Annotated in this window: 18 protein-coding genes and 1 pseudogene; 11 read left to right on the top strand and 8 right to left on the bottom strand. The window is 70.9% G+C overall.

Annotated features, from left to right (window positions below):
- The first annotated feature begins 68 nt into the window (after nucleotides 1–68).
- The 5 genes from Vse01_RS28595 (at nucleotide 69) to Vse01_RS28575 (ending at nucleotide 6,477) form a co-directional block, all read left to right on the top strand.
- Nucleotides 69–1,007 carry an ABC transporter permease gene (locus Vse01_RS28595; protein WP_093405014.1) on the top strand — a complete coding sequence of 313 codons (939 nt, stop codon included), beginning with the start codon at nucleotides 69–71 and terminating at the stop codon, nucleotides 1,005–1,007.
- Nucleotides 1,000–1,956, top strand: coding sequence for an ABC transporter permease (locus Vse01_RS28590; protein ID WP_093405012.1), 957 nt, complete (start codon nucleotides 1,000–1,002; stop codon nucleotides 1,954–1,956). The genes Vse01_RS28595 and Vse01_RS28590 overlap by 8 nt, the downstream gene beginning before the upstream one ends.
- A 7-nt stretch (nucleotides 1,957–1,963) precedes the next feature.
- Nucleotides 1,964–3,001 (top strand): ABC transporter ATP-binding protein, encoded by a 1,038-nt coding sequence (locus tag Vse01_RS28585; RefSeq protein ID WP_093405010.1) that lies wholly within the window; start codon nucleotides 1,964–1,966, stop codon nucleotides 2,999–3,001.
- Nucleotides 2,985–4,013: an ABC transporter ATP-binding protein gene (locus Vse01_RS28580; protein ID WP_093405007.1), complete on the top strand. Its 1,029-nt coding sequence runs from the start codon at nucleotides 2,985–2,987 to the stop codon at nucleotides 4,011–4,013. Before Vse01_RS28585 ends, Vse01_RS28580 begins: the two co-directional genes overlap by 17 nt.
- Before the next feature lie 94 nt (nucleotides 4,014–4,107).
- Nucleotides 4,108–6,477, top strand: a complete 2,370-nt coding sequence (locus Vse01_RS28575; RefSeq protein WP_232511266.1) for a putative bifunctional diguanylate cyclase/phosphodiesterase — start codon at nucleotides 4,108–4,110, stop codon at nucleotides 6,475–6,477.
- Between the two features lie 155 nt (nucleotides 6,478–6,632).
- On the opposite strand, the gene purH is transcribed toward Vse01_RS28575, so the two are convergent.
- Both purH and purN read right to left on the bottom strand, forming a co-directional pair.
- The gene (gene purH / locus Vse01_RS28570) at nucleotides 6,633–8,213 is read right to left on the bottom strand and encodes a bifunctional phosphoribosylaminoimidazolecarboxamide formyltransferase/IMP cyclohydrolase (RefSeq protein WP_373870736.1); all 1,581 of its coding nucleotides are present in this window, start codon (nucleotides 8,211–8,213) and stop codon (nucleotides 6,633–6,635) included.
- Nucleotides 8,208–8,819, bottom strand: a pseudogene (gene purN, locus Vse01_RS28565) (phosphoribosylglycinamide formyltransferase); the annotation flags it as partial. The pseudogene purN and the gene purH, both read right to left, overlap by 6 nt.
- 155 nt (nucleotides 8,820–8,974) lie before the next feature.
- On the opposite strand from purN, the gene Vse01_RS28560 reads away from it, so the two are divergent.
- Both Vse01_RS28560 and Vse01_RS28555 read left to right on the top strand, forming a co-directional pair.
- Nucleotides 8,975–9,274 (top strand): CD225/dispanin family protein, encoded by a 300-nt coding sequence (locus Vse01_RS28560; RefSeq protein WP_093405475.1) that lies wholly within the window; start codon nucleotides 8,975–8,977, stop codon nucleotides 9,272–9,274.
- Between the two features lie 7 nt (nucleotides 9,275–9,281).
- A complete protein-coding gene (locus Vse01_RS28555) occupies nucleotides 9,282–9,989 on the top strand; it encodes a DUF4190 domain-containing protein (protein ID WP_093405000.1) in 708 nt (235 codons plus the stop codon).
- 259 nt (nucleotides 9,990–10,248) lie between these two features.
- Here the strand turns inward: Vse01_RS28555 and Vse01_RS28550 are convergent, their stop codons facing one another.
- Nucleotides 10,249–11,541, bottom strand: coding sequence for a cell division protein PerM (locus Vse01_RS28550; protein WP_093404997.1), 1,293 nt, complete (start codon nucleotides 11,539–11,541; stop codon nucleotides 10,249–10,251).
- Between the two features lie 179 nt (nucleotides 11,542–11,720).
- Here Vse01_RS28550 and Vse01_RS28545 point away from each other — a divergent pair, with 179 nt between their 5' ends.
- On the top strand, nucleotides 11,721–11,981 hold the full coding sequence (locus Vse01_RS28545; protein ID WP_093404994.1) for a hypothetical protein: 261 nt from the start codon (nucleotides 11,721–11,723) through the stop codon (nucleotides 11,979–11,981).
- 40 nt (nucleotides 11,982–12,021) lie between these two features.
- On the opposite strand, the gene sucD is transcribed toward Vse01_RS28545, so the two are convergent.
- From sucD to icmB, 3 genes are all read right to left on the bottom strand, one after another.
- Nucleotides 12,022–12,909 carry a succinate--CoA ligase subunit alpha gene (gene sucD / locus Vse01_RS28540; protein WP_093404991.1) on the bottom strand — a complete coding sequence of 296 codons (888 nt, stop codon included), beginning with the start codon at nucleotides 12,907–12,909 and terminating at the stop codon, nucleotides 12,022–12,024.
- Nucleotides 12,910–12,912: 3 nt separating this feature from the next.
- The gene (gene sucC, locus Vse01_RS28535) at nucleotides 12,913–14,091 is read right to left on the bottom strand and encodes an ADP-forming succinate--CoA ligase subunit beta (RefSeq protein WP_093404988.1); all 1,179 of its coding nucleotides are present in this window, start codon (nucleotides 14,089–14,091) and stop codon (nucleotides 12,913–12,915) included.
- 497 nt (nucleotides 14,092–14,588) lie between these two features.
- A complete protein-coding gene (gene icmB / locus Vse01_RS28530; RefSeq protein ID WP_093404985.1) occupies nucleotides 14,589–14,993 on the bottom strand; it encodes a coenzyme B12-dependent isobutyryl CoA mutase small subunit in 405 nt (134 codons plus the stop codon).
- A gap of 471 nt (nucleotides 14,994–15,464) precedes the next feature.
- Between icmB and Vse01_RS28525 the strand changes: the two genes are divergently transcribed.
- Both Vse01_RS28525 and Vse01_RS28520 read left to right on the top strand, forming a co-directional pair.
- The gene (locus tag Vse01_RS28525; protein ID WP_093404982.1) at nucleotides 15,465–16,178 is read left to right on the top strand and encodes a M23 family metallopeptidase; all 714 of its coding nucleotides are present in this window, start codon (nucleotides 15,465–15,467) and stop codon (nucleotides 16,176–16,178) included.
- A gap of 278 nt (nucleotides 16,179–16,456) precedes the next feature.
- Entirely contained in the window at nucleotides 16,457–17,233 is a 777-nt protein-coding gene (locus Vse01_RS28520) for a M23 family metallopeptidase (RefSeq protein ID WP_373870735.1), read from the top strand.
- Between the two features lie 39 nt (nucleotides 17,234–17,272).
- Here the strand turns inward: Vse01_RS28520 and Vse01_RS28515 are convergent, their stop codons facing one another.
- The gene (locus Vse01_RS28515; RefSeq protein WP_093404977.1) at nucleotides 17,273–17,788 is read right to left on the bottom strand and encodes a chloramphenicol phosphotransferase CPT family protein; all 516 of its coding nucleotides are present in this window, start codon (nucleotides 17,786–17,788) and stop codon (nucleotides 17,273–17,275) included.
- Nucleotides 17,789–17,809: 21 nt separating this feature from the next.
- A complete protein-coding gene (pcrA, locus tag Vse01_RS28510) occupies nucleotides 17,810–20,212 on the bottom strand; it encodes a DNA helicase PcrA (protein ID WP_093404974.1) in 2,403 nt (800 codons plus the stop codon).
- Between the two features lie 322 nt (nucleotides 20,213–20,534).
- Between pcrA and Vse01_RS28505 the strand changes: the two genes are divergently transcribed.
- A complete protein-coding gene (locus Vse01_RS28505) occupies nucleotides 20,535–20,894 on the top strand; it encodes a chorismate mutase (protein WP_373870734.1) in 360 nt (119 codons plus the stop codon).

Raw genomic sequence — 20,894 nt, 5'->3', positions numbered from 1 at the left:
GGGTCGGGTCATCGCGAGGTGACCCGACCCGCCACGCGGTTCGCCCCTTTTCAGGGAGACTGCCAAGTATGTTCCGCTTCATCGTGCGGCGTCTGCTCCAGATGGTCCTGGCCTTCTTCGGGACCACGCTGATCGTCTACGCGCTGATGTTCGCCGGTCAGGGCGACCCGATCCAGGCCCTCGCCGGGGAGCGCCCGGTCACCGCCGCACAGCGGGCGTACCTCACGGAGAAGTACCACCTCGACGCCACCGGGATCGGCGGCTTCTTCTACAGGTACTTCGACTACATCTCGAATCTGCTCCGCGGCGACCTGGGCGAGTCGCTCACCGGACGGTCGATCGGCGACATCCTCGCCGCCGCCTGGCCGGTCACGATCAGGCTGGCCCTGATCGCCATCGCGGTCGCGGTCATCTTCGGCGTCACCGCAGGCGTCCTCGCCGGCATCCGGCGGGCCAGCATCTTCGACAACGCCACCCTGCTGCTGACCCTGCTGGTGCTCGGCATCCCGACAATCGTGCTCGCCCCGCTGGCGCAGTACTTCCTCGGCGTCAAATGGCAGGTCTTCCCGCCCACCGCCGGCGCCGACCCCGACTTCTTCGCGCTGCTGCTGCCGGGCATCGTGCTCGGCTCGCTCTCCCTGGCCACCGCGCTCCGGCTGACCCGTACCTCGGTGGCCGAGAACCTGCGTGCCGACTACGTGCGCACCGCGCGGTCGAAGGGCCTGCCGAATCGGCGGGTGGTGAGCGTGCACGTGTTGCGCAACTCGCTCATCCCGGTGATCACCTTCCTCGGCGTCGAGGTCGGCAACCTGATGAGCGGCGCGATCATCACCGAGGGCGTGTTCAACATCCCCGGCGTCGGCTTCAACCTCTTCCGCGGCATCCGCACCGAGGACGGCCCGCTGGTGGTGGGCATCGTCAGCGTGCTCGTCGTGGTCTACCTGGTCTCCAACCTGGTGGTCGACGTCCTGTACGCCGTTCTGGACCCGAGGATCCGCTATGAGTGATTTCGAGACGGTGGCGGCGTCGGAGAACCAGGCCGCGCGGCGCGGGCCCTCCGGAGAACCGGGCACGCCGAACCAGGTGGGCCGGCCCCGCAAGCCGCGCAGCCTGGCCGGCGACGCCTGGCGCGACCTGCGCCGCAAGCCGATCTTCTGGATCAGCCTGACCCTGGTGCTGCTGGTCACCGCGATGGCCGCCGTGCCGGGCCTGTTCACCAGCAACGACCCCGCCGACTGCGTGCTGTCCCGACAGCACGCGCCGCCCTCCGGCGGCGCCATCTTCGGGTACGACTTCCAGGGTTGCGACACGTACGCCCGGGCGGTCTACGGCGCGCGCGCGTCGCTGCTGGTCGGCGCCCTGAGCGCGCTGTTCACCGGCCTGATCGCGCTGGTCGTGGGGATGGTCGCCGGCTACTTCGGCGGCTGGGTCGACGCGGTGCTCTCCCGAGTGATCGACATCGTGCTCGGCATCCCGCTGCTGCTGGCCGCGATCGTCCTGCTCAAGCGCATCGGCAGCGACAGCGCCACGGTACGCGTCGCCGCGGTCATCTTCGTGCTGGCGGTGCTCGGCTGGACCACCGCGGCCCGGGTGGTCCGTTCCTCGGTGATCACCGCCCGGGAGCAGGACTACGTGGCCGCGGCGCGGATGCTGGGGGCCGGCAACGGACGGATCATGTGGCGGCACATCCTGCCGAACGCACTCGCCCCGGCCATCGTGGTCCTGACCATCGCGCTCGGCTCGTTCATCGCCGCCGAGGCGACGCTCTCCTTCCTCGGCATCGGGCTGCGGGAACCGACCATCTCCTGGGGCATCGAGATCAACAACGGTCGGGTGCACATGCGGGAGTCGGCGACCCCGCTGGTGGTCCCGTCGACCTTCCTGGCGCTGACCGTGCTGGCCTTCATCATGCTCGGCGACGCGATCCGCGACGCCTTCGACCCGAAGCTCCGGTGATCCCCTCATGAGTCAGCACGCCGTCCGGCCGACGCCGGCCTCGCCCACCCCGCCCGACGGGCACCTGCTGGAGGTACGCGATCTGCACGTCGAGTTCCGCACCGGCGAGGGCGTGGCCAAGGTGATCAACGGGGTCAGTTACCACCTGGATCCGGGCGAGACCCTCGCCGTGCTGGGCGAGTCCGGCTCCGGCAAGTCCGTCACCGCCCAGGCCATCATGGGCATCCTGGACACTCCGCCGGCGCACATCAGCTCGGGTGAGATCCGCTACTCCGGCCAGGACCTGCTCAGCCTGGCGGAGGAGCAGCGCCGGCAGATCCGGGGCAGGGACATCGCGATGATCTTCCAGGACGCCCTCTCCGCGTTGAACCCGGTCTTCCCGGTCGGCTGGCAGATCGGCGAGACGTTGCGCCAGCGACTCGGCATGTCCCGCGCGGACGCCCGCCGCCGCTCGGTGGAGCTGATGGACCTGGTGCAGATCCCCGGGGCGGCGAGCCGTCTCGGTGACTACCCGCACCAGTTCTCCGGCGGCATGCGGCAGCGGGTGATGATCGCGATGGCCCTGGCGATGGAGCCGAAGGTGCTGATCGCCGACGAGCCCACCACCGCCCTGGACGTCACCGTGCAGGCCCAGATCATGGATCTCCTCGCCGACCTGCGGCGGGACCTGAACATGGCGATGATCCTGATCACCCACGACCTCGGTGTGGTGGCCGACGTCGCGGACCGGATCGCGGTCATGTACGCGGGCCGGATCGTCGAGCACGCCGATGTCCGGTCGCTGTACCGGGCGCCTGCCCATCCGTACACCAAGGGGTTGCTGAACTCGATCCCGCGCCTGGACCAGCGGGGCGGGAAGCTGTCCACGATCCGCGGCCTGCCGCCCAACCTGATGCGGATCCCCAGCGGTTGCCCCTTCCACCCCCGGTGCCCGTACGTGCAGCAGGTCTGCGTGGACGTGGTGCCGCACGACCTGATCCTCGGCGACGGCCGGACCAGCGCGTGCCACTTCGCCCAGGAGGTACGTGATGACCGCGCCGGCTAGTCCCACCACCGTCCGCGGCGAGACCCTCCTCGACGTCAACCACGTGGTCAAACACTTCCCGATCACGCAGGGCGTGGTGTTCAAGAAGAAGACCGGTGCGGTCAAGGCCGTCGACGGGGTGAGCTTCCAGCTGCGCCGCGGCGAGACACTTGGCATCGTCGGTGAGTCGGGCTGCGGCAAGTCCACCCTGGCCCGACTGCTGATGCGGCTGGAGAAGCCGACCGCCGGCCGCGCCACGCTGGCCGGTCGCGACCTGTTCGCCGCCTCCGGTGGCGAGCTACGGCGGATCCGGCGCAACATGCAGATGGTCATGCAGGACCCGTACACCTCGCTGAACCCACGGATGACCGTCGGCGACATCATCGGCGAGCCGTTCGAGATCCATCCGGAGGCGTCCCCGAAGGGCAGCCGCCAGCGGCGGATCCAGGAACTGCTCGACGTCGTCGGGTTGAACCCGGAGCACATCAACCGCTATCCGCATCAGTTCTCCGGTGGCCAGCGGCAGCGCATCGGCATCGCCCGGGCCTTGGCGCTGCGCCCCGAGGTGATCGTCTGCGACGAGCCGGTCTCCGCGCTGGACGTCTCCATCCAGGCGCAGGTGATAAACCTGCTGGAGGAACTTCAGGACGAACTGGGCCTGTCCTACATCTTCATCGCCCACGACCTGTCTGTGGTGCGGCACATCTCCGACCGGATCGCGGTGATGTACCTGGGCCGGATCGTGGAGATCGGCACCGAGGACGAGATCTACGATCGCGCCACCCACCCGTACACCCAGGCGTTGCTCTCCGCGGCCCCGGTGCCGGACCCGGACGCCCGGGAACACCGCAGCATCATCCGGCTGCGCGGCGACGTCCCGAGCCCGGCGGATCCGCCGAGCGGCTGCCACTTCCGCACCCGGTGCTGGAAGGCGCAGGACATCTGCGCCACCCAGGACCCGCAGGCGGTGCTGCGCGCTGCCGACCCGCACCCCTCGGCCTGCCACTTCGCCGAACTGCGCCCGGGAGGGTGAGCGCCCAACCTCCCTCCCTAGTGGATACTGCGGCATCGAAGAACCACCCGATGACGGATGGCGATCCTCTGCTCACTCACTAGGGTCTACAGCCGTGACGCAGGTGGCGCTATGGCCGACGACGGGCCCCACGGCCGGGGCCGCCGCGACGAACAGCCGGATCACCGTCCGGTACGTGCAGGCCACCGTCGCGGTCGCCGTCCTCGGCACCGTATGGTGCGTCGCGAACTTCACGGTCGGCGCGGGCACCGAGGCGCTCGCGTACACCTTCGTTCCCGTCGGCGGGATCTTCGCCGCCGGGTCCGTCGTACACCTGCTCCGCCACGCCAGCCTCGACCCGGTCACCCGACGTTTCTGGCGTGCGCTCCTCGTCGCGGCGGCCACCATCACGATCGGGTACGGCTGGCTGGCGCTGGACATGCTGACGCACGCCGCCGAGGCCCGTACCCGAAGCATGCCGCTGCCGGCGGCGGCCTGCGTGGCGATCGGGTTCGTCGTCGCCATCTGGGCGGTGGCCCGGGTGCCGATCGCCGAGACCGGCGATGTCGAGCGGTGGCGCATCCTGCTCGACCGCGCAATCGCGTTCCTCGGCTGCGCGGCCCTGCTCTGCTACGTCGGGCTGGCCCCGATGTTCACCGCCGACGAGCCGTGGAGCCCGCAGGCGATGGCGCTGGTCGGGCTCGCCTTCCTGGTCGCGATCGGCGCCGCGACGAAGGTGTCCTTCGTCGCCGGTGGCCCGGTGGATCGCGTCGCCCTACGATTCGTCGCGGCCAGTGGCGGCGTCACCGCCGGGATAGTCGCCGTGCTCGCGGTCCGGTACGGCTACGTCGCCGGCATCCCCGTCCAGGCGATCGTGATGCCGCTGACCCCGGTGTTCTTCACGCTTGGCGTCAGGGCGCAGTGGCGGGCCGACCTCGGTGTCCGCCGGGCCCAGACCCCCAACGGCGTGCTGCTGCCGTACCTGGCGGTGGTGGCGGTCGACGTGCCGCTGCTCGCCGTCGCGTTCGGCGCCCCCCTGACCCTGCCGGTCCGGCTGGTCCTGATCGCCGCCGTGGTGGTCACCGCGCTGGTAAGCGTCCGGCAGTTCATCGCCTATCGAGAAAACGCCCGGCTGCTGCGCAACACCCGCGTCCAGGAGGAGCGCCTCCAGTACGAGGTCAGCCACGACGGCCTCACCGGGCTGGCCAACCGGGCGCTGTTCCGGGACCGGCTCGCGTCCGCGCTCACCGCCACGACGCCCGCGTCGGTGCTCCTGGTCGACCTCGACGACTTCAAGACCGTCAACGACCTGCTCGGGCACGGCGTCGGTGATCGGCTGCTCGTGTCGGTCGCCGAGCTGCTGCGTGCCGAGGTCGGTGACGACGGCCTGCCGGTACGGGTCGCCGGTGACGAGTTCGCCGTGCTGCTCACCGGCGCGGACGCCGACCCCGAGGAACTGGCCGGCCGGCTGCTGGCCGCGCTCGACCAGCCGATCAGTCAGCACCGCCTGCTGGTGCAGGCCAGCATCGGCATCGCCGACACCGCGCCCGGCGCCACCGTCGACTCGGTGCTGCGGGACGCCGACGTCGCCATGTACACGGCCAAGCAGCGTGGGAAGGCGAGCTTCGTACGGTACGTCGACGGCATGGGTGAGCCGGTACTGGCGCACATGCAGCTCGGCGGCGAGCTACGGCGGGCCCTGGACGACAACGAGCTTCGGGTCGTCTACCAGCCGATCCTGCGGCTCGACGACAACTGGTTGGTCGGGGTCGAGGCGCTGGTCCGCTGGCACCACCCGACCCGCGGGGTCGTCAGCCCGGCCGAGTTCATCCCGGCCGCCGAACGGACCGGGCTGATCGTGCCGCTGGGCCGGTTCGTGCTGCGCGAGACGTGCCGCCAGGCGGCGGCATGGTCCCGGGAGTTCGGGCCGGAGGCACTCCGGGAGGCGGGCCTGAACGTCTCCGCGCGGCAACTGCACGATCCCGACTTCGTCTCCGACGTGACCGCCGCGCTCGCCGAGAGCGGGCTGCCGTGCGAGCGACTGGTGCTGGAGGTGACCGAGTCGGCGGTGCTGCGCGGTCAGCAGGTCTCCCGAACCCTCTTCGAACTCGACCGGATGGGCATCCGCCTGTCGCTTGACGACTTCGGCACCGGCGAGTCGTCGCTGAGCCTGCTGCGCGCCTTTCCCGCCGCGATCGTGAAGCTCGACAAGTCCTTCGTCGACGGTATCGAGATCGACGACGGCCAGGCAGCGGCAGCCGACGCCCGGCGGGCGGTGGCCCGCGCGGTGATCCAGCTCGCCCACGCGCTCGGCCTGGAGACCGTTGCCGAGGGCGTCGAGAGCGCCGAACAGGTCGCTGTCCTCCGCGCCCTCGGCTACACCCGTGGTCAGGGCTTCCACCTGGCCCGACCGATGACCGCCGACGGCATCGCCGGCCTACTCGCCCGGCAGCAGACCGTGACAGCCGTCCGACGGCCGACCTGATCCGGTCCAGATCTTGGAAAGTTTCCGTTCGGCGCTAACGGAAACTTTCCAAGATCTCGCATTCGCATCCCGTGGATCGGGGCGTCCGTTGGGAGCGGTGTTGCGCCGGGCACGGACGCGACGCGGGCCGCGTTCGCCGTACCCGCGATGCGCGCCTAGTGGAAGAAGTGGCGGGTGCCGGTGAGGTACATGGTGACGTCGGCCCGCTTGCAGGCGTCGATCACCTCTTCGTCGCGGATGGAGCCGCCGGGCTGGACGATCGCCCGGATGCCCGCGTCGATGAGGATCTGCGGGCCGTCGGCGAACGGGAAGAACGCGTCCGAGGCGGCCACCGCACCGCGCGCCCGGTCGGCGCCGGCCCGGCTGACCGCGAGACGGGCCGAGTCGACCCGGTTGACCTGTCCCATCCCGACGCCCACCGTGGCGCAGTCCTGGGCCAGCAGGATCGCGTTGCTCTTCACTGCGCGTACCGCCCGCCAGGCGAAGGCCAGGTCGGCCAGGGTCGCCTCGTCGGCCGGCTCGCCGGTGGCCAGCCGCCAGCTGGCCGGGTCGTCGCCCTCGGCGTCGACTGCGTCCCGCAGCTGCACCAGCACGCCGCCGCTGACCTGCCGCCACTCGGTCGGACGCGGCTGGAAGGCGGGCGCGCGCAGCAGCCGGATGTTCTTCTTGGCCTGGAGCGTCTCCACCGCACCGGGTTCGTAGTCGGGTGCCACCACGACCTCGGTGAAGATCTCGGCGATCTGCCCGGCAAGCTCGACCGAGACCGGCCGGTTGACGGCGATGACCCCACCGAAGGCGGAGACCGGGTCACAGGCGTGCGCCTTGCGGTGCGCCTCCGCCACGTCAGTGCCGACCGCGATGCCGCACGGGTTGGCGTGCTTGATGATGGCCACCGCGGGCTGGTCGGCGAAGTCGTTCGCGGCCCGCCAGGCGGCATCCGCGTCGACGTAGTTGTTGTAGGACATCTCCTTGCCGTGCAACTGCTCGGCCTGAGCCAGCCCCACCGGGCCGGCCGGGTCGGCATAGAGCGCGGCGGTCTGGTGCGGGTTCTCGCCGTAGCGCAGCACCGACTGCCGGCGCAGCGCCAGACCGGCGAACTCCGGCATGCCCTCGGCCGCCGGGGCGACCGAGGTGGCGAACCACTCGGCGACCGCCACGTCGTACTCGGCGATGTCGGCGAAGGCGCGGGCGGCCAGCGCCCGACGCTGCGCCAGGGTGAAGCCACCACCGTCGAGTGCGGCCAGCAGCATCGGGTACGCACCCGGGTCGGTGACCACGGCCACGCAGGCGTGGTTCTTGGCGGCCGCCCGCACCATCGCCGGGCCGCCGATGTCGATCTGCTCGACGCACTCGTCCGGACCGGCCCCGGAGGCGACGGTGTCCTGGAACGGGTACAGGTTGGACACCAGCAGGTCGATCCCGGCGATGCCGTGTTCGTCGAGCTGGGCGGTGTGCGCGTCCTTGCGCAGGTCGGCGAGGAGCCCACCGTGGATGGCCGGATGCAGGGTCTTGACCCGCCCGTCGAGGATCTCCGGGAAGCCGGTCACCTGCTCCACCGGCGTCACCGGCACCCCCGCCGCGGCGATCGTCGACGCGGTGCTGCCGGTGGAAACGATCTCCACACCGGCGGTGTGCAGTGCCTGGGCCAGGCCGGCCAGGCCGGTCTTGTCGTAGACGCTGACAAGTGCTCGCCGGATGGGGCGACGCCCGTCCTGGATGGGGTTCACGCCGACCATGACCTTTCTTCCAGTGATCGTCCAACCTTCACGGACCAGCCGGCCCACCTGCTCGACGAGCTGGCTCCGCTCCGCTTCCTTGATGCGCTCGGTGAGCGTGTCGACGTCGTCGTCGTCGCGTACCGGCACCGCCACCTGCGCGACGATCGGGCCGGTGTCCATCCCGGCGTCGACAAAGAAGAGGGTCGCCCCGGTCACCTTGACTCCGTAGGCGAGGGCGTCACGCGGACCGTGGATGCCGGGAAACGCCGGCAACAGGGTGTTGTGCGTGTTCAGGTAGCGGTCGCCGAAAGCGCCGAGGAAGCGGGGACCGACCAGCTTCAGGAACCCGGCCGAGATGACCAGGTCGGGTCGGTGCTCGGCGACCCGCGCGGTGAGCGCGACGTCCCACTGCTCGCGGTCCGGATGGTCCTTGACCCGCTCCACGAAGGTGGGCACCCCCGCGGCGACGGCCCGGTCCAGGCCCGCGATGCCGTCGCGGTCCGCACCGACCGCGACCACCTGTGCCCCGTACGCCGGGTCGGCGGTCGCGTCCAGCAGAGCCTGAAGGTTGCTTCCGGAGCCGGAGACAAGAACGACGATACGGGCGGACTGGGTCACCGGCACACCCTATCCGGCCGCCGACCGGTGCCCATCCGCTGGGCAGCGCGGCGCGCGTGACCACCGAACTGGCCGGAAGCGGGTACGCTGCCGGTCGCTTGGGACCGGCGCATGTCCGGTCCCACACCCGTCAGCGAAACAACCGTGAGGAGCACGTCGTCATGCAGCCCGAGTACCAGTCACAGCCACCGCAGTCGGTCGACAACAACATGACAATGTCGATCGTCGCGATCTTCCTCTTCTGGCCGCTGGCCATCCCGGCGATCATCAACGCCTCGAAGGTCAACCCGCTGCTCCAGCAGGGTGACTACGCCGGTGCCCAGGCTGCGGCGGCCGAGTCGAAGAAGTGGTCCAAGTGGGCCCTGATCGTCGGTATCGCCTGGCTCGCGATCGTCCTGGTGTGCTGCCTCGGCGGCGGCCTGCTGGGCTCGATGAGCGACAGCAACGCCAGCGGTTACTGAGCACCGGATGCAGCCCGGTCACCCCGGTCAGGACCCGTACGGCCAGCAGCCGCCGTACGGGGACCCGACCACACCCCAGCCGGCCAACCCGTACGCGCCGCCCCCGGCCAACCCGTACGCGCCACCGCCGGCCAACCCGTACGCCCAGCCGACCGATCCGTACGGTCAGCAGCCACCGGCCGATCCGTACGGTCAGCAGCCACCGGTCCCGGGTCAGCCGGAGGCCCCGCCGCCGGCCTCGCCCGCGCCCTACGACCCGTACGCTCCGCCGGCCGGTCCTCCACCGGCGGCCGGGCAACCCCCGGCGTACGGCCAGCCGGCGTACGGTCAACCGGGCTACGGGCAGCCGGCGTACGGGCAGCCGGGCTACGGGCAGCCCTACGCCGACCCGTACGCTGCGCAGCCCTACGGCGGCACGCCGATGTACCCGCACGCTGGCTTCGCCGGCGCGCAGGGGCAGCAGAACACCCTCGGCCTGATCGCGATGATCCTCGGTATCGCGTCGATTCCGCTGAGCTGCTGCTACCTCGGTATCCCGCTGGGACTGGCAGCACTCGTCACCGGCTGGCTGGGCAAGCAGAAGGCCGACCAGGGGCTGGCCGGCAACTCCGGCCAGGCACTCGCCGGCCTGATCTGCGGCGCGGTGGGGCTGTTGCTGGGTCTGCTACAGATCGTCGTGGTGGCACTGAACGTCGGCGGATCGATGTATCCCTGACAAGTAGCTGCCCACCGCCAGGGGCGTCCCGAAACATCCGGGACGCCCCTGCCTCGTCAGAGCCGCCCCACCCCCATCGCAGCCCTACCGCCTCCGGCGCGGGATGCACGGACAACATCGGGGATGTTGCCGCCTTGCGCACCCAGGCAGGCCACAACATCGGGGATTCCGCAGTCTCCCGGCGTGGGATGCACCCACCGGCTCGGGAAGGTGCGGTCTTCGAGTCAGCAGGTGGCGGCGGCGCGCCGGTACCGGAAGCTCAGGTGGCGAGTCGGGCGAGCCAGCGGATGGCGGCGGCACCGAGCAGCGCGCCGGCACCGGTGACCAACAGCGCCGCGAGCGCCACCTGCCAACCGACCGGCCCGACCTCCGCCAGCCGGCCGCCGCCCAGCGGCCCGCCGGACGCCTTGGCCGCCGCGCCGAGCAGCAGGCCGGCCACCGGTCCGGCGAGCGCCGCCGGTACGAGCAGCCGCCGCCACGACAGGGGTGCGCGTTCGGCGATGGCCAGGCGCAGCAGACGGCGCGCGAGCAGCCCGCCGGTGGCCATTCCAACGAGGACGGGCAGGGCGAGTACGGTGACCGCGCCGAGCCCGTCGACCGGCCCGCTGGGCAGACCGGCGAACAACGGCAGAGCCGGTAGCGCGCCGACCGACACCTCGCTGGTGCGTACCGCCGTGTCCGTGCCGACCGCGAAGCCGGGGCCGAGCAGGTAGCTGGCCGACCACACGCTGACGTTTGGCGCGTACGCGAGGCTGACCAGCGTGATGCCGGCCTGACCGGCGACACCGGTCTGATAGGCGCCGATCAGGTCGGCCGCGTCACCACCGCCGGTCGCCACCGCCAGCCCCGCCACGGCGGCTCCCGCGCCGAGCAGCACAAGCGCGGCGACCAGACCGGCACGCACGCCCTCGCGCAACGGCATCGGTGCCTGCGCGGCGAAGACCTCCACCACCCCGGTCGTGCGAGCGGCACCGACACCGGCGGCGAGGGTGCCGACGGTCACCAGCGTCAGCCCGGCGCGTACCGGCGACACACCGGGACCACCCGCACCGACCACGACGGCGGCAAGCGTTCCCAACAGCCCGTACGCGACACCTACCGCTGTCGCGGCGGCGAGCGTACGGCTCGGCGAACGGCCGCCGCGGGCACCGATCGCGCGACTGGCGTGCACCCCGGCCCGGGTGAGCCGCCACACCGCCAGCGCGGTCACCGCGAGCGGCGCCAGGCCCAGCGGGCCGGTGGCCGTGGTCAGGGGAACTCCGTGACCGAGGAGCCAGCCCGCCGCCCCGGCACGGGCGGCGTCGAGCAGACTGCCGGCCCCCTCGCTGAGCTGGAACAGCCAGAGCGCCAGCGCCACGGGAAGCCAGGTGGTGACGGCCGCTCCGCTGGCGGCGACCAGTGCGGCGACCGCGAGCGGCGCGTGGCTGCGCCCCGGGGGTGCCGCCCGCGCAGCGGGCACCCGGCGCGGAGGGCCGGCCCGGCCGGGTGGCCGGGCGCCGACGCCGCGGGCGTCCGTGGCCCGGCGAGGCTGGTCAGGGGTGACGAAGGACATCGGCTCTACTCTGGCATGCCGTGCCGGCCCTGGCTGCCCGACACCCGCTCGGTGCGTCCGACGCCAGGTCGCCGGACGCACCAGTTCGCCTGATCCGGCGTGGGCGGGCACCGGCTCCTCTAGCCTCGGCACAGGGGCCGTGACCGACGTCGCGGCAGCATGTGACCGGAAGGGGAGTCGTGAACGCTCCGTATCCACCGCCCCCGCCACCACCGGCCGGCCGGGACCGCACGACTCTCTGGGGCGTGCTCGGCATCGTGACCGGGGTGCTCTGCTGCGGCATCCTCGGCATCGTCTTCGGCTGGTTGTCGATCCGCGACGCGCGCCGGTACCGCCAGTCGCCGGTGCTGGGTTACGTGGCCATCGCGCTGGGCGTGCTGAACATCGTCGTCAGCCTGATCCTGCAGGCGACCGGCAACTACCCGTACTGGAACCGCTGAGGGGCCGACCTTCCGGTCGGCCCCTCGATGCGTGTTCCGCTCAGCCCGCGGACATGATCTCGCGCATCAGCTTGGCCGTCTCGGTCGGCGTCTTGCCGACCTTCACGCCGACCGCCTCCAGCGCTTCCTTCTTGGCGTCGGCGGTGCCCGCCGAGCCGGAGATGATCGCACCGGCGTGCCCCATGGTCTTGCCGGGCGGGGCGGTGAAACCGGCGATGTAGCCGACCACCGGCTTGCTGACGTTGGCCTTGATGAACTCGGCCGCCCGCTCCTCGGCGTCCCCGCCGATCTCACCGATCATGACGATGGCGTCGGTGTCCGGGTCGGCCTCGAAGGCGGCCAACGCGTCGATGTGCGTCGTCCCGATGATCGGGTCGCCGCCGATGCCGACGCAGGTGGAGAAGCCGATGTCCCGCAGCTCGTACATCATCTGGTAGGTCAGGGTGCCGCTCTTGCTGACCAGACCGATCCGACCGGAGCCGGTGATGTCGGCCGGGATGATGCCGGCGTTCGAGGCGCCCGGCGAGGCGATGCCGGGGCAGTTCGGGCCGATGATCCGGGTCCGCTCGCCCTTGGCCACGTTGTACGCCCAGAAGGCGGCGGTGTCGTGCACCGGCACCCCCTCGGTGATCACCACGGCCAGCGGGATCTCGGCGTCGATCGCCTCGATGACCGCCGCCTTGGTGAACTGCGGCGGTACGAAGATGACTGTGACATCGGCGCCGGTGTCCTTCATCGCGTCGGCGACGCTGGCGAAGACCGGCAGTTCGGTGCCGTCGAAGTCGACGGTGGTGCCCGCCTTGCGCGGGTTGACGCCGCCCACCACGTTCGTACCGGCGGCGAGCATCCGGCGGGTGTGCTTGGAACCCTCGGAACCGGTCATCCCCTGGACGATGACCTTCGAGTCCTTGGTCAGCCAGATAGCCATGTGTCAGACCCCCGCAGCCGCCAGCTCGGCGGCCCGCTCGGCCGCGCCGTCCATGGTGTCGACCCGCTCGATCAGCGGGTTGTTCGCGCCGTCGAGGATCGCTCGACCGGCCTCGGCGTTGTTGCCGTCGAGGCGGACGACGAGCGGCTTGGTGACCTGCTCGCCCCGCTGCTCCAGCAGGCCCAACGCCTGCACGATGCCGTTGGCGACCGCGTCGCAGGCGGTGATGCCGCCGAAGACGTTGACGAAGACGCTCTTGACCGACGGGTCGGAGAGGACGATCTCCAGACCGTTGGCCATGACCGCGGCGCTCGCGCCGCCGCCGATGTCGAGGAAGTTGGCCGGCTTGACGTTGCCGTGCCGCTCCCCGGCGTAGGCGACCACGTCGAGGGTCGACATGACCAGGCCCGCGCCGTTGCCGATGATGCCGACCTCGCCGTCGAGCTTGACGTAGTTGAGGTCCTTCTCCTTGGCCGCCTGCTCCAGCGGGTCCACCGCTGCCTGGTCGACAAGCGCCTCATGGTCCGGGTGCCGGAAGCCGGCGTTCTCGTCAAGCGTCACCTTGGCGTCCAGCAGCAGCAGCTTGCCCTCGGCGGTCTTGGCCAGCGGGTTCACCTCGACCAGGGTGGCGTCCTCGGCGACGAACGCCCGCCACAGGCCGACCGCGACGTCGACGACCTGGTCGGCGACCTCGGCCGGGAAGCCGGCCGCCTCGACGATCTCCCGCGCCTTCGCCTCGTCCACGCCCTTGACGGCGTCGATCGGCGCCTTGACGACCTTTTCGGGGGTCTCGGCGGCGACCTGCTCGATGTCCATGCCGCCGGCGACGCTGGCGATGCAGAGGAACGTGCGGTTCGCCCGATCGAGCAGGTACGAGAAGTAGTACTCCTCGGCCACGTCCGCGGTCACGGTGATCATGACCTTGTGGACGGTGTGGCCCTTGATGTCCATGCCGAGGATGTCGGTGGCACGGGCCACCGTCTCCTCCGCGCCCTCGGCCAGCTTGACGCCGCCCGCCTTGCCTCGGCCGCCGACCTTCACCTGTGCCTTGACGACCACCCGGCCGCCGAGGCGTTCGGCGATCGCGCGGGCCTCCTCCGGGGTCGTGGCGACGCCGCCGGCGAGCACGGGAAGCCCGTGCCGCTCGAACAGGTCCCGCCCCTGGTACTCGTACAGGTCCACGATTGCGCGTCCCGTCCCGTCTCTGCGGCGCACCGTCGCGCCGCCACCAGCGTATGGAAAGAAAACAGTGTGATGCCCGACATCAGTTGAAGTTGACGTGGGCCGTCGAACCCTCGCCACCGCGACCACGCGCCGCAGCCGACCTGACGGTCCGGCTCGCAGAGGGAGGTGGGAAAGGTTTCATTGGGCGCAGCCTAGCGATGCCGGCACCTCCGGCAACCGAGCGGGTGCGCGGTGTGCGGTAATGCACAGCCCGGGCCGCCGCGCGGTCCACCGCAGGGCCCGCGTCACCCGTTCGAGCGATCTTGTCAGGGCAGCGACAGTTCTCGGCGGTCCTGCGTAACCCCGCAGGAAGGGCGTCGTTGAGTCAGGTGTCGGAGCGCTGGAAAGCGCGAAGACGGAAACGGCCGATGCCCTGTCGGTCGAGGGGTGGCGGCGGGGCATCGTGCATAGAGGGGCCGGACGTGTGAGGGGTGCGTCCGGCCCCTCCCCTGTGCTCAGGCCACCGGCTGGGCGACGTTGTCCCGGACCCATTCCACGATGGATGCGGTGGTGGCGCCCGGGGTGAAGATCTTGGCCACGCCGAGCCGCTCCAACTCCGGAAGGTCGGCCTCCGGGATGATGCCTCCGCCGAAGACGACGATGTCTCGTGCCTCCCGCTCGTCGAGCAGCTCAAGGACCCTGCGGAACAGCGTCATGTGCGCCCCGGAGAGCACCGAGAGACCGACCGCGTCGGCGTCCTCCTGGATCGCGGTCTCCACGATCTGCTCCGGGGTCTGGTGCAGGCCGGTGTAGATGACCTCCATGCCGGCGTCACGGAGAGCGCGCGCCACCACCTTGGCGCCACGGTCGTGGCCGTCCAGGCCCGGCTTGGCGACGACGACCCGAACACGAGAGCTCATCTGGGCATCCCTTTCACCGGCTCCGCGGCTTTCACCTGAACGAACGGTAACCCGCCCGGCCGGGGCCGGGGAACCGGGGCCGGCAGGGCGAGCGGTAAACGGCGTTCGGCATTCGGACTCGCCGCAGCCTCCGGCCACCTCACGCAGGCATCATCGACACCTCACGCACAGGCACGACCAATACGGGACGCGTCAAGCGGGACGACTCCGCCGATCGGTCACGGTGTGCGACGAACGGAGGATAACGAGGACACCCCACTACATCCCCGAGCCATGACAATCCAGTACGGAAGCGGACAGAACGTTGCAACCAATTCGGCGCTCCGGCTTGTGACAGGACTGACGGTTGGCTACCGTGTCCACGGTTGTCATCAGGTCTACGGACGGGTGACGACGCGACCAGCCGACGCACGGTCACCAGATTCGGACGACGGCTGATCCGCATCGGAACCCCGACAACGGAGGGTATGCGTGCGCCAGCGCCTGTCGTCTGAGCCCGATCGATATCGCGGCCGCCGCCGCGTACCCACCCCCCCGCGCAGCCGCTACGCCGCGGTCGTCACCACCGCCTTCGTCGGTGCCGGTGTGGTGGCGCTGGGTGCCAACGCAATGCCGGACGCCAAGAGCGTCAGCCCTTCGGTGCTCGACGAGCTGAAGCAGGCGTCGATCAGCAACCAGGGCGCCGCCGAGCGGGCCGACGCCGCCGAGCGAGCCTCCCGGGACAGTCGCACCGGCCCGGAGAGCGCCGAGGACACCGGCGTATGGCTGCTCCCCCTCCAGGGCTACGACTTCAACTCTCCCTACGGCATGCGCTGGGGCAAGCTGCACACCGGCGTCGACCTCGTCGCGCCGGAGGGCACCCCGTACGTCGCCATCCACGAGGGCACCGTCACCAAGGCCGGCTGGTTCGGCGGCTACGGAAACGCGGTGATCGTCCAGCACGCCGACGGCAGCGAGGCCATCTACGGCCACTCCTCCGCGCTCAGCGTGCGCGAGGGGCAGCAGGTCAAGGCGGGTGACCAGCTCGGCCTGGTCGGCAACACGGGCCACTCCTACGGCTCCCACCTGCACCTGGAGATCCATGTCAAGGGCGAGCCGCTCGACCCGGTGCCGTGGCTTCAGGAGCGCGGAGTGGACATCAAGCTACAAGTCGAGGCAATCTACAGCGAGGTAGCCGCGTCCTGACCGGCCGTAACGCCTGTTGACCGCCCGGATCTGTCGATCCGGGCGGTTTCGCTTGGTACCTCGCGCCCGCAAGTGCCCCAGCTCACTCGAACAATTGTGACTGACGGCACAAAGGCCGGGCGGATCAACATCGGGCAGTCGAGAACAGCCCGGCACGAAGGCGGACAGCGGCACCGACCACCGCCCGCGCCGCCCACACCCCCGGTACCCGGCACCGCCCGGACCGACACCAGGATTTCGAGGTCACGTACCACTCGAAACCAATGAGGTCCGTACCCGTGCAGGACGACAGCCCCACCCCGACCCGCGAGATCCCCCACGCCCCGGCCCGCCATCGGCGACGCCTGAGCCGGCGCTCCCGGCTGCTGGCTGTCGGTGCGGTCGCCCTGGCGGCGGTGGGCGTCGGCGGTGTCGTCATGACCGACCGCGAGAAGCGGCCGACCACCAGCCCGGTCGCCCTGGACGCCCAGACCCGGGCCGAGGCCGCCGAGCGAGCCGACCGGTCGGCTCGCGAACCCGCCGCCTCGGGCAGCCCGTCACCGAGCCAGTCGCCGAGCGCCAGCCCCACCGCGAAGCCCAGCCCGAAGCCGAAGCCGAAAGCCAGCCGAACGGCCACCGCCAAGGCGAAGCCGAAGAAGAGTACGAAGCCGAAGTCGTCCTGGGTCCTGCCGATGGCCGGAAGTGCCATCACCTCCTGCTACGGGCCTCGGTGGGGCACCCTGCACGCCGGCATCGACTTCGCCATGCCCGCCGGCACCCCCGTCCGGGCCGCCTTCGCTGGCACCGTGACGAAGGCCGGCGACGTCGGCGACGGGTACGGCATCTCGGTGGTCATCGACCACGGCAACGGCTACCTCACCCACTACGCCCACCTGAGCACGGCCAGGGTGAGCGTGGGTGCGAAGGTCAGCACCGGGCAGACGATCGGTCTGGAGGGCTCCACGGGCGATTCCACCGGCCCGCATCTGCATTTCGAGGTGCACCAGGGCCAGATGTGGAACCAGATCGACCCGGCGCCGTTCCTGCGCGCCCGCGGCCTCGACGTGGCCTGCTGACCCGCCGGGTGACGCGGCTCGGGCGTCGCGCAGACGAGTTCAGCTCAGCTGCGCGACGATCGCACGGGCACAGTCCAGCGATTCGGTGCGGCTGGTGTCCACCTCGACGTCGTACGCGACACCCTGGTGCACGACCGCGGCCTGCGACGCGGCCATGCCGGTCACCCGGTCGCCTCTGGCGATCTCCCGGGCGGTCGCGATGTCGGGGTCGCAGCGCACTCCGACCCAGAGCACCCGGAGGCCCTCCAGGTACCGGCGAACGCGCTCCTGCGACGCACCCCCGCCGAGAAACACGTCGTCGACGATGACTGGGGCACCGGCCCTAGCCATCGCGGCAACGCCGACCCACCAGGCGTGCTGCATGCCGTCGAAGCCCTCCCCCAGGATGACCTCGCCCTGCGACCCGAAGGTGACCATGGACGGTGGCAGCCGCTCGATCAGGTCGTCGATCCCGAGGTTGATCCAGGGTCCTGGTAGCAGGTGTCTGAGGCAGCGGACAATTCCCGACTTGCCTGAGCTGGATCCGCCATTGAGCACGATGACCTGAACCGTCATCCGCTGGGTCGTCCTTCCGGGTCAGATCTTCTCGATCGGGGCGTGGCGCAGCACCAGCCACAACGTCTGGTCACCGAAGTCGATCTGCGCCCGGGCACCCGGGCCGTGCCCCTCCACCGCCACCACCCGGCCGAGACCGTACCGCTGGTGGTTCACCCGGTCCCCGGCGGTGACCTTCGGCCCCTGTGGCAGCTCGCTCGCGGTGGCCAGCCGGCTGCCGTCCACCCCGAGCTTGCGGGCCAGTTGTACCGCCCGGGGCGTGCCGCCGGCAAACCCACCGCGACCGCCGGGGGTCCGCTCCGCGCGACCGCCCACGCCGCCGCCACCGCCGCCCCACGAGGTGTACGAGCCCTCGGTCCGCTCCCAGCGGACCAGCTCTGGCGGCAGTTCCTCGACGAACCGGGACGGCGGGTTGTAGGACGGCTGGCCCCACGCCGAGCGGGTCACCGCCCGGGAGAGGTAGAGCCGCTGCCGAGCGCGGGTGATGCCGACGTAAGCCAGCCGACGCTCCTCCTCCAACTCCCGGGTGTCGCCCAGCGAGCGCAGGTGCGGGAAGACGCCGTCCTCCAGGCCGGTCAGGAACACCACGGGGAACTCCAGGCCCTTGGCGGTGTGCAGGGTCATCAGGGTGACCACACCCTGATGCTCGGGGTCGTCGGTGGGCACCTGGTCGGCGTCGGCGACCAGCGCGACCTGCTCCAGGAAACCGGCAAGGGTGGCCCGCTCCCCCTCCGCGCCGGTCGCCTCGATCCGTTCGGTGTACTCGCGCGCGACGCTGACCAGTTCCTGGAGGTTGTCGACCCGGCCCGCGTCCTGCGGGTCGAGGCTCTCCTCCAGCTCGGTCAGGTAACCCGAGCGGGTCAGCACCGCCTCCAGCACCTCCTCCGGGGTGCCGTCGACGGCCAGCTCACGGGCGGAGTCGAGCAGCGCCACGAAGTCGGCGATGCCGTTGGCCGCCCGGGTCGAGATGCCGGGCGCGTCGCCGGCGCGCCGCAACGCGGCACCGAAGGAGATCCGGTCCCGGCTGGCCAGCGCCTCCACACAGGCCTCGGCGCGATCGCCGATGCCCCGGCGCGGGGTGTTCAGGATCCGCCGCAGGCTGACCGTGTCGTCATCGTTGACCACCGAGCGCAGGTAGGCCAGGGCGTCCCGGACCTCCTTGCGCTCGTAGAAGCGCACCCCGCCGACAACCTTGTACGGCAGACCGAGACGGATGAACACCTCCTCGAAGACCCGGGACTGGGCGTTGGTGCGGTAGAAGACCGCCACGTCGCCCGGACGCGTCTCCCCGTCGTCGACCAACCTGTCGATCTCCCGGGCCACCCAGTCCGCCTCGGCGTGCTCGGTGTCGGCGACGTACGCGACGATCGGTTCACCCTGGCCGGCGTCGCTCCACAATCGCTTCGGCTTGCGAGACGTGTTGCGGTCGATCACCGCGTTCGCGGCGTTCAGGATGGTCTGCGTGGAGCGGTAGTTCTGCTCCAGCAGGATGGTGCGGGCGTTTGTGAAGTCGCGCTCGAACTCCAGGATGTTGCGGATCGTCGCGCCCCGGAAGGCGTAGATGGACTGGTCCGCGTCGCCGACCACGCACAGCTCCGCCGGGTCGAGGCCCTCGGTGCCGGAGACCAACTCCTTGATCAGGACGTACTGCGCGTGGTTGGTGTCCTGGTACTCGTCGACCAGCACATGCCGGAAACGACGGCGGTAGCTCTCCGCGACGTGCGGATGCGACTGGAGCAGATGCACCGTCGTCATGATCAGGTCATCGAAGTCCAACGCGTGGGCCTCGCGGAGCCGCCGCTGATAGAGAGCGTACGCCTCGGCCAGGGCGCGTTCGTTGGGGCCGCTGGCCCGCGCGGCGAACGTCTCCGGGTCGACAAGCTCGTTCTTGAGGTTCGAGACCTGGGCGGCCAGGCCCCGCGCCGGATACCGCTTCGGGTCCAGGTCGAGCTCCCGGGCGACGAGCTGCATCAGCCGGCGGGAGTCGTCCGCGTCGTAGATCGAGAACGTGGACTTCAGGCCGGCCTGCTCGTGCTCGGCACGCAGGATCCGTACGCAGGCGGAGTGGAACGTGGAGACCCACATCAGCCGGGCCCGTGGGCCGACCAGGGCGGTGACCCGGTCCTTCATCTCGCCGGCGGCCTTGTTGGTGAAGGTGATCGCGATGATCTCGCCGGGATGCACGTCCCGCGCCGCGAGCAGGTACGCGATCCGGTGGGTCAGCACGCGGGTCTTGCCGGACCCGGCGCCGGCCACGATCAGCAGCGGCGAGCCCGCATGGGTGACCGCGTCCCGCTGCGGGCCGTTGAGTCCCTCCACCAGCTGCGTCGGGTCGAGGCGGCCGGGCGCGGGCCGATGGGGCGGCAGCGCCCGGGCAGGCTCGGGCTCGGGCGGGGACGCGGGGATGTCGAAGAGAGGATGCATCGCACGGCGAGTCTATGCCGCCGGCCGGACATCACCCGCCGACGGCACCACCGCCCAGATGCAGGGAAGGCGGCCGGTTGACGCCCGCGGTAGTGGCAGTCCCCCTTGTTGACGGCTTTCCTTGCGCGCCAACCCACGGGGCGGCATACTCGACAGCGTGTTCGACAAGCGCTTCTACTTTTACTACGGCTCCGGGAGTCCGGCAGCCGTAGGTCGCGCCTGATCGATCAGACCTACGAAAAGCCCCGGGCTCTCGGAGCCCGGGGCTTTTCGCGTCCCGGAATCCGGGCAACGGGCACCACACCGCGAGGGGTACCTGAAGATGACAGACGTGATGGAGCAGAACGGCGGCGCGACCGGGTCCGGCACGATCTCGAACGGCGCCGGTGCCACCGGGCCCAAGGGGGGCACCCCCGCCACGGGGACCGCCGAGCCGGACGCCGCGAGCCGGATCGCCGAGATCCGGGTGCGGATAGACGAGATCGACCGAGCGCTGATCGAGTTGTGGCAGGAGCGGGCCGCGCTCTCCCGGGAGGTCGGCGCGACCCGGATGGCCTCGGGCGGTACCCGGCTCGTCCTCTCCCGCGAGCAGGAGATCCTGGAGCGGTTCCGGTCGGCCCTGGGCGCAGACGGCACCCAACTCGCCCTACTCCTGCTCCGCGCCGGCCGCGGCCCCCTCTAA

The sequence above is a fragment of the Micromonospora sediminimaris genome (assembly GCF_016863575.1).
Classification (GTDB): domain Bacteria; phylum Actinomycetota; class Actinomycetes; order Mycobacteriales; family Micromonosporaceae; genus Micromonospora; species Micromonospora sediminimaris.
This window is presented reverse-complemented; position numbering and strand designations above follow the sequence as displayed.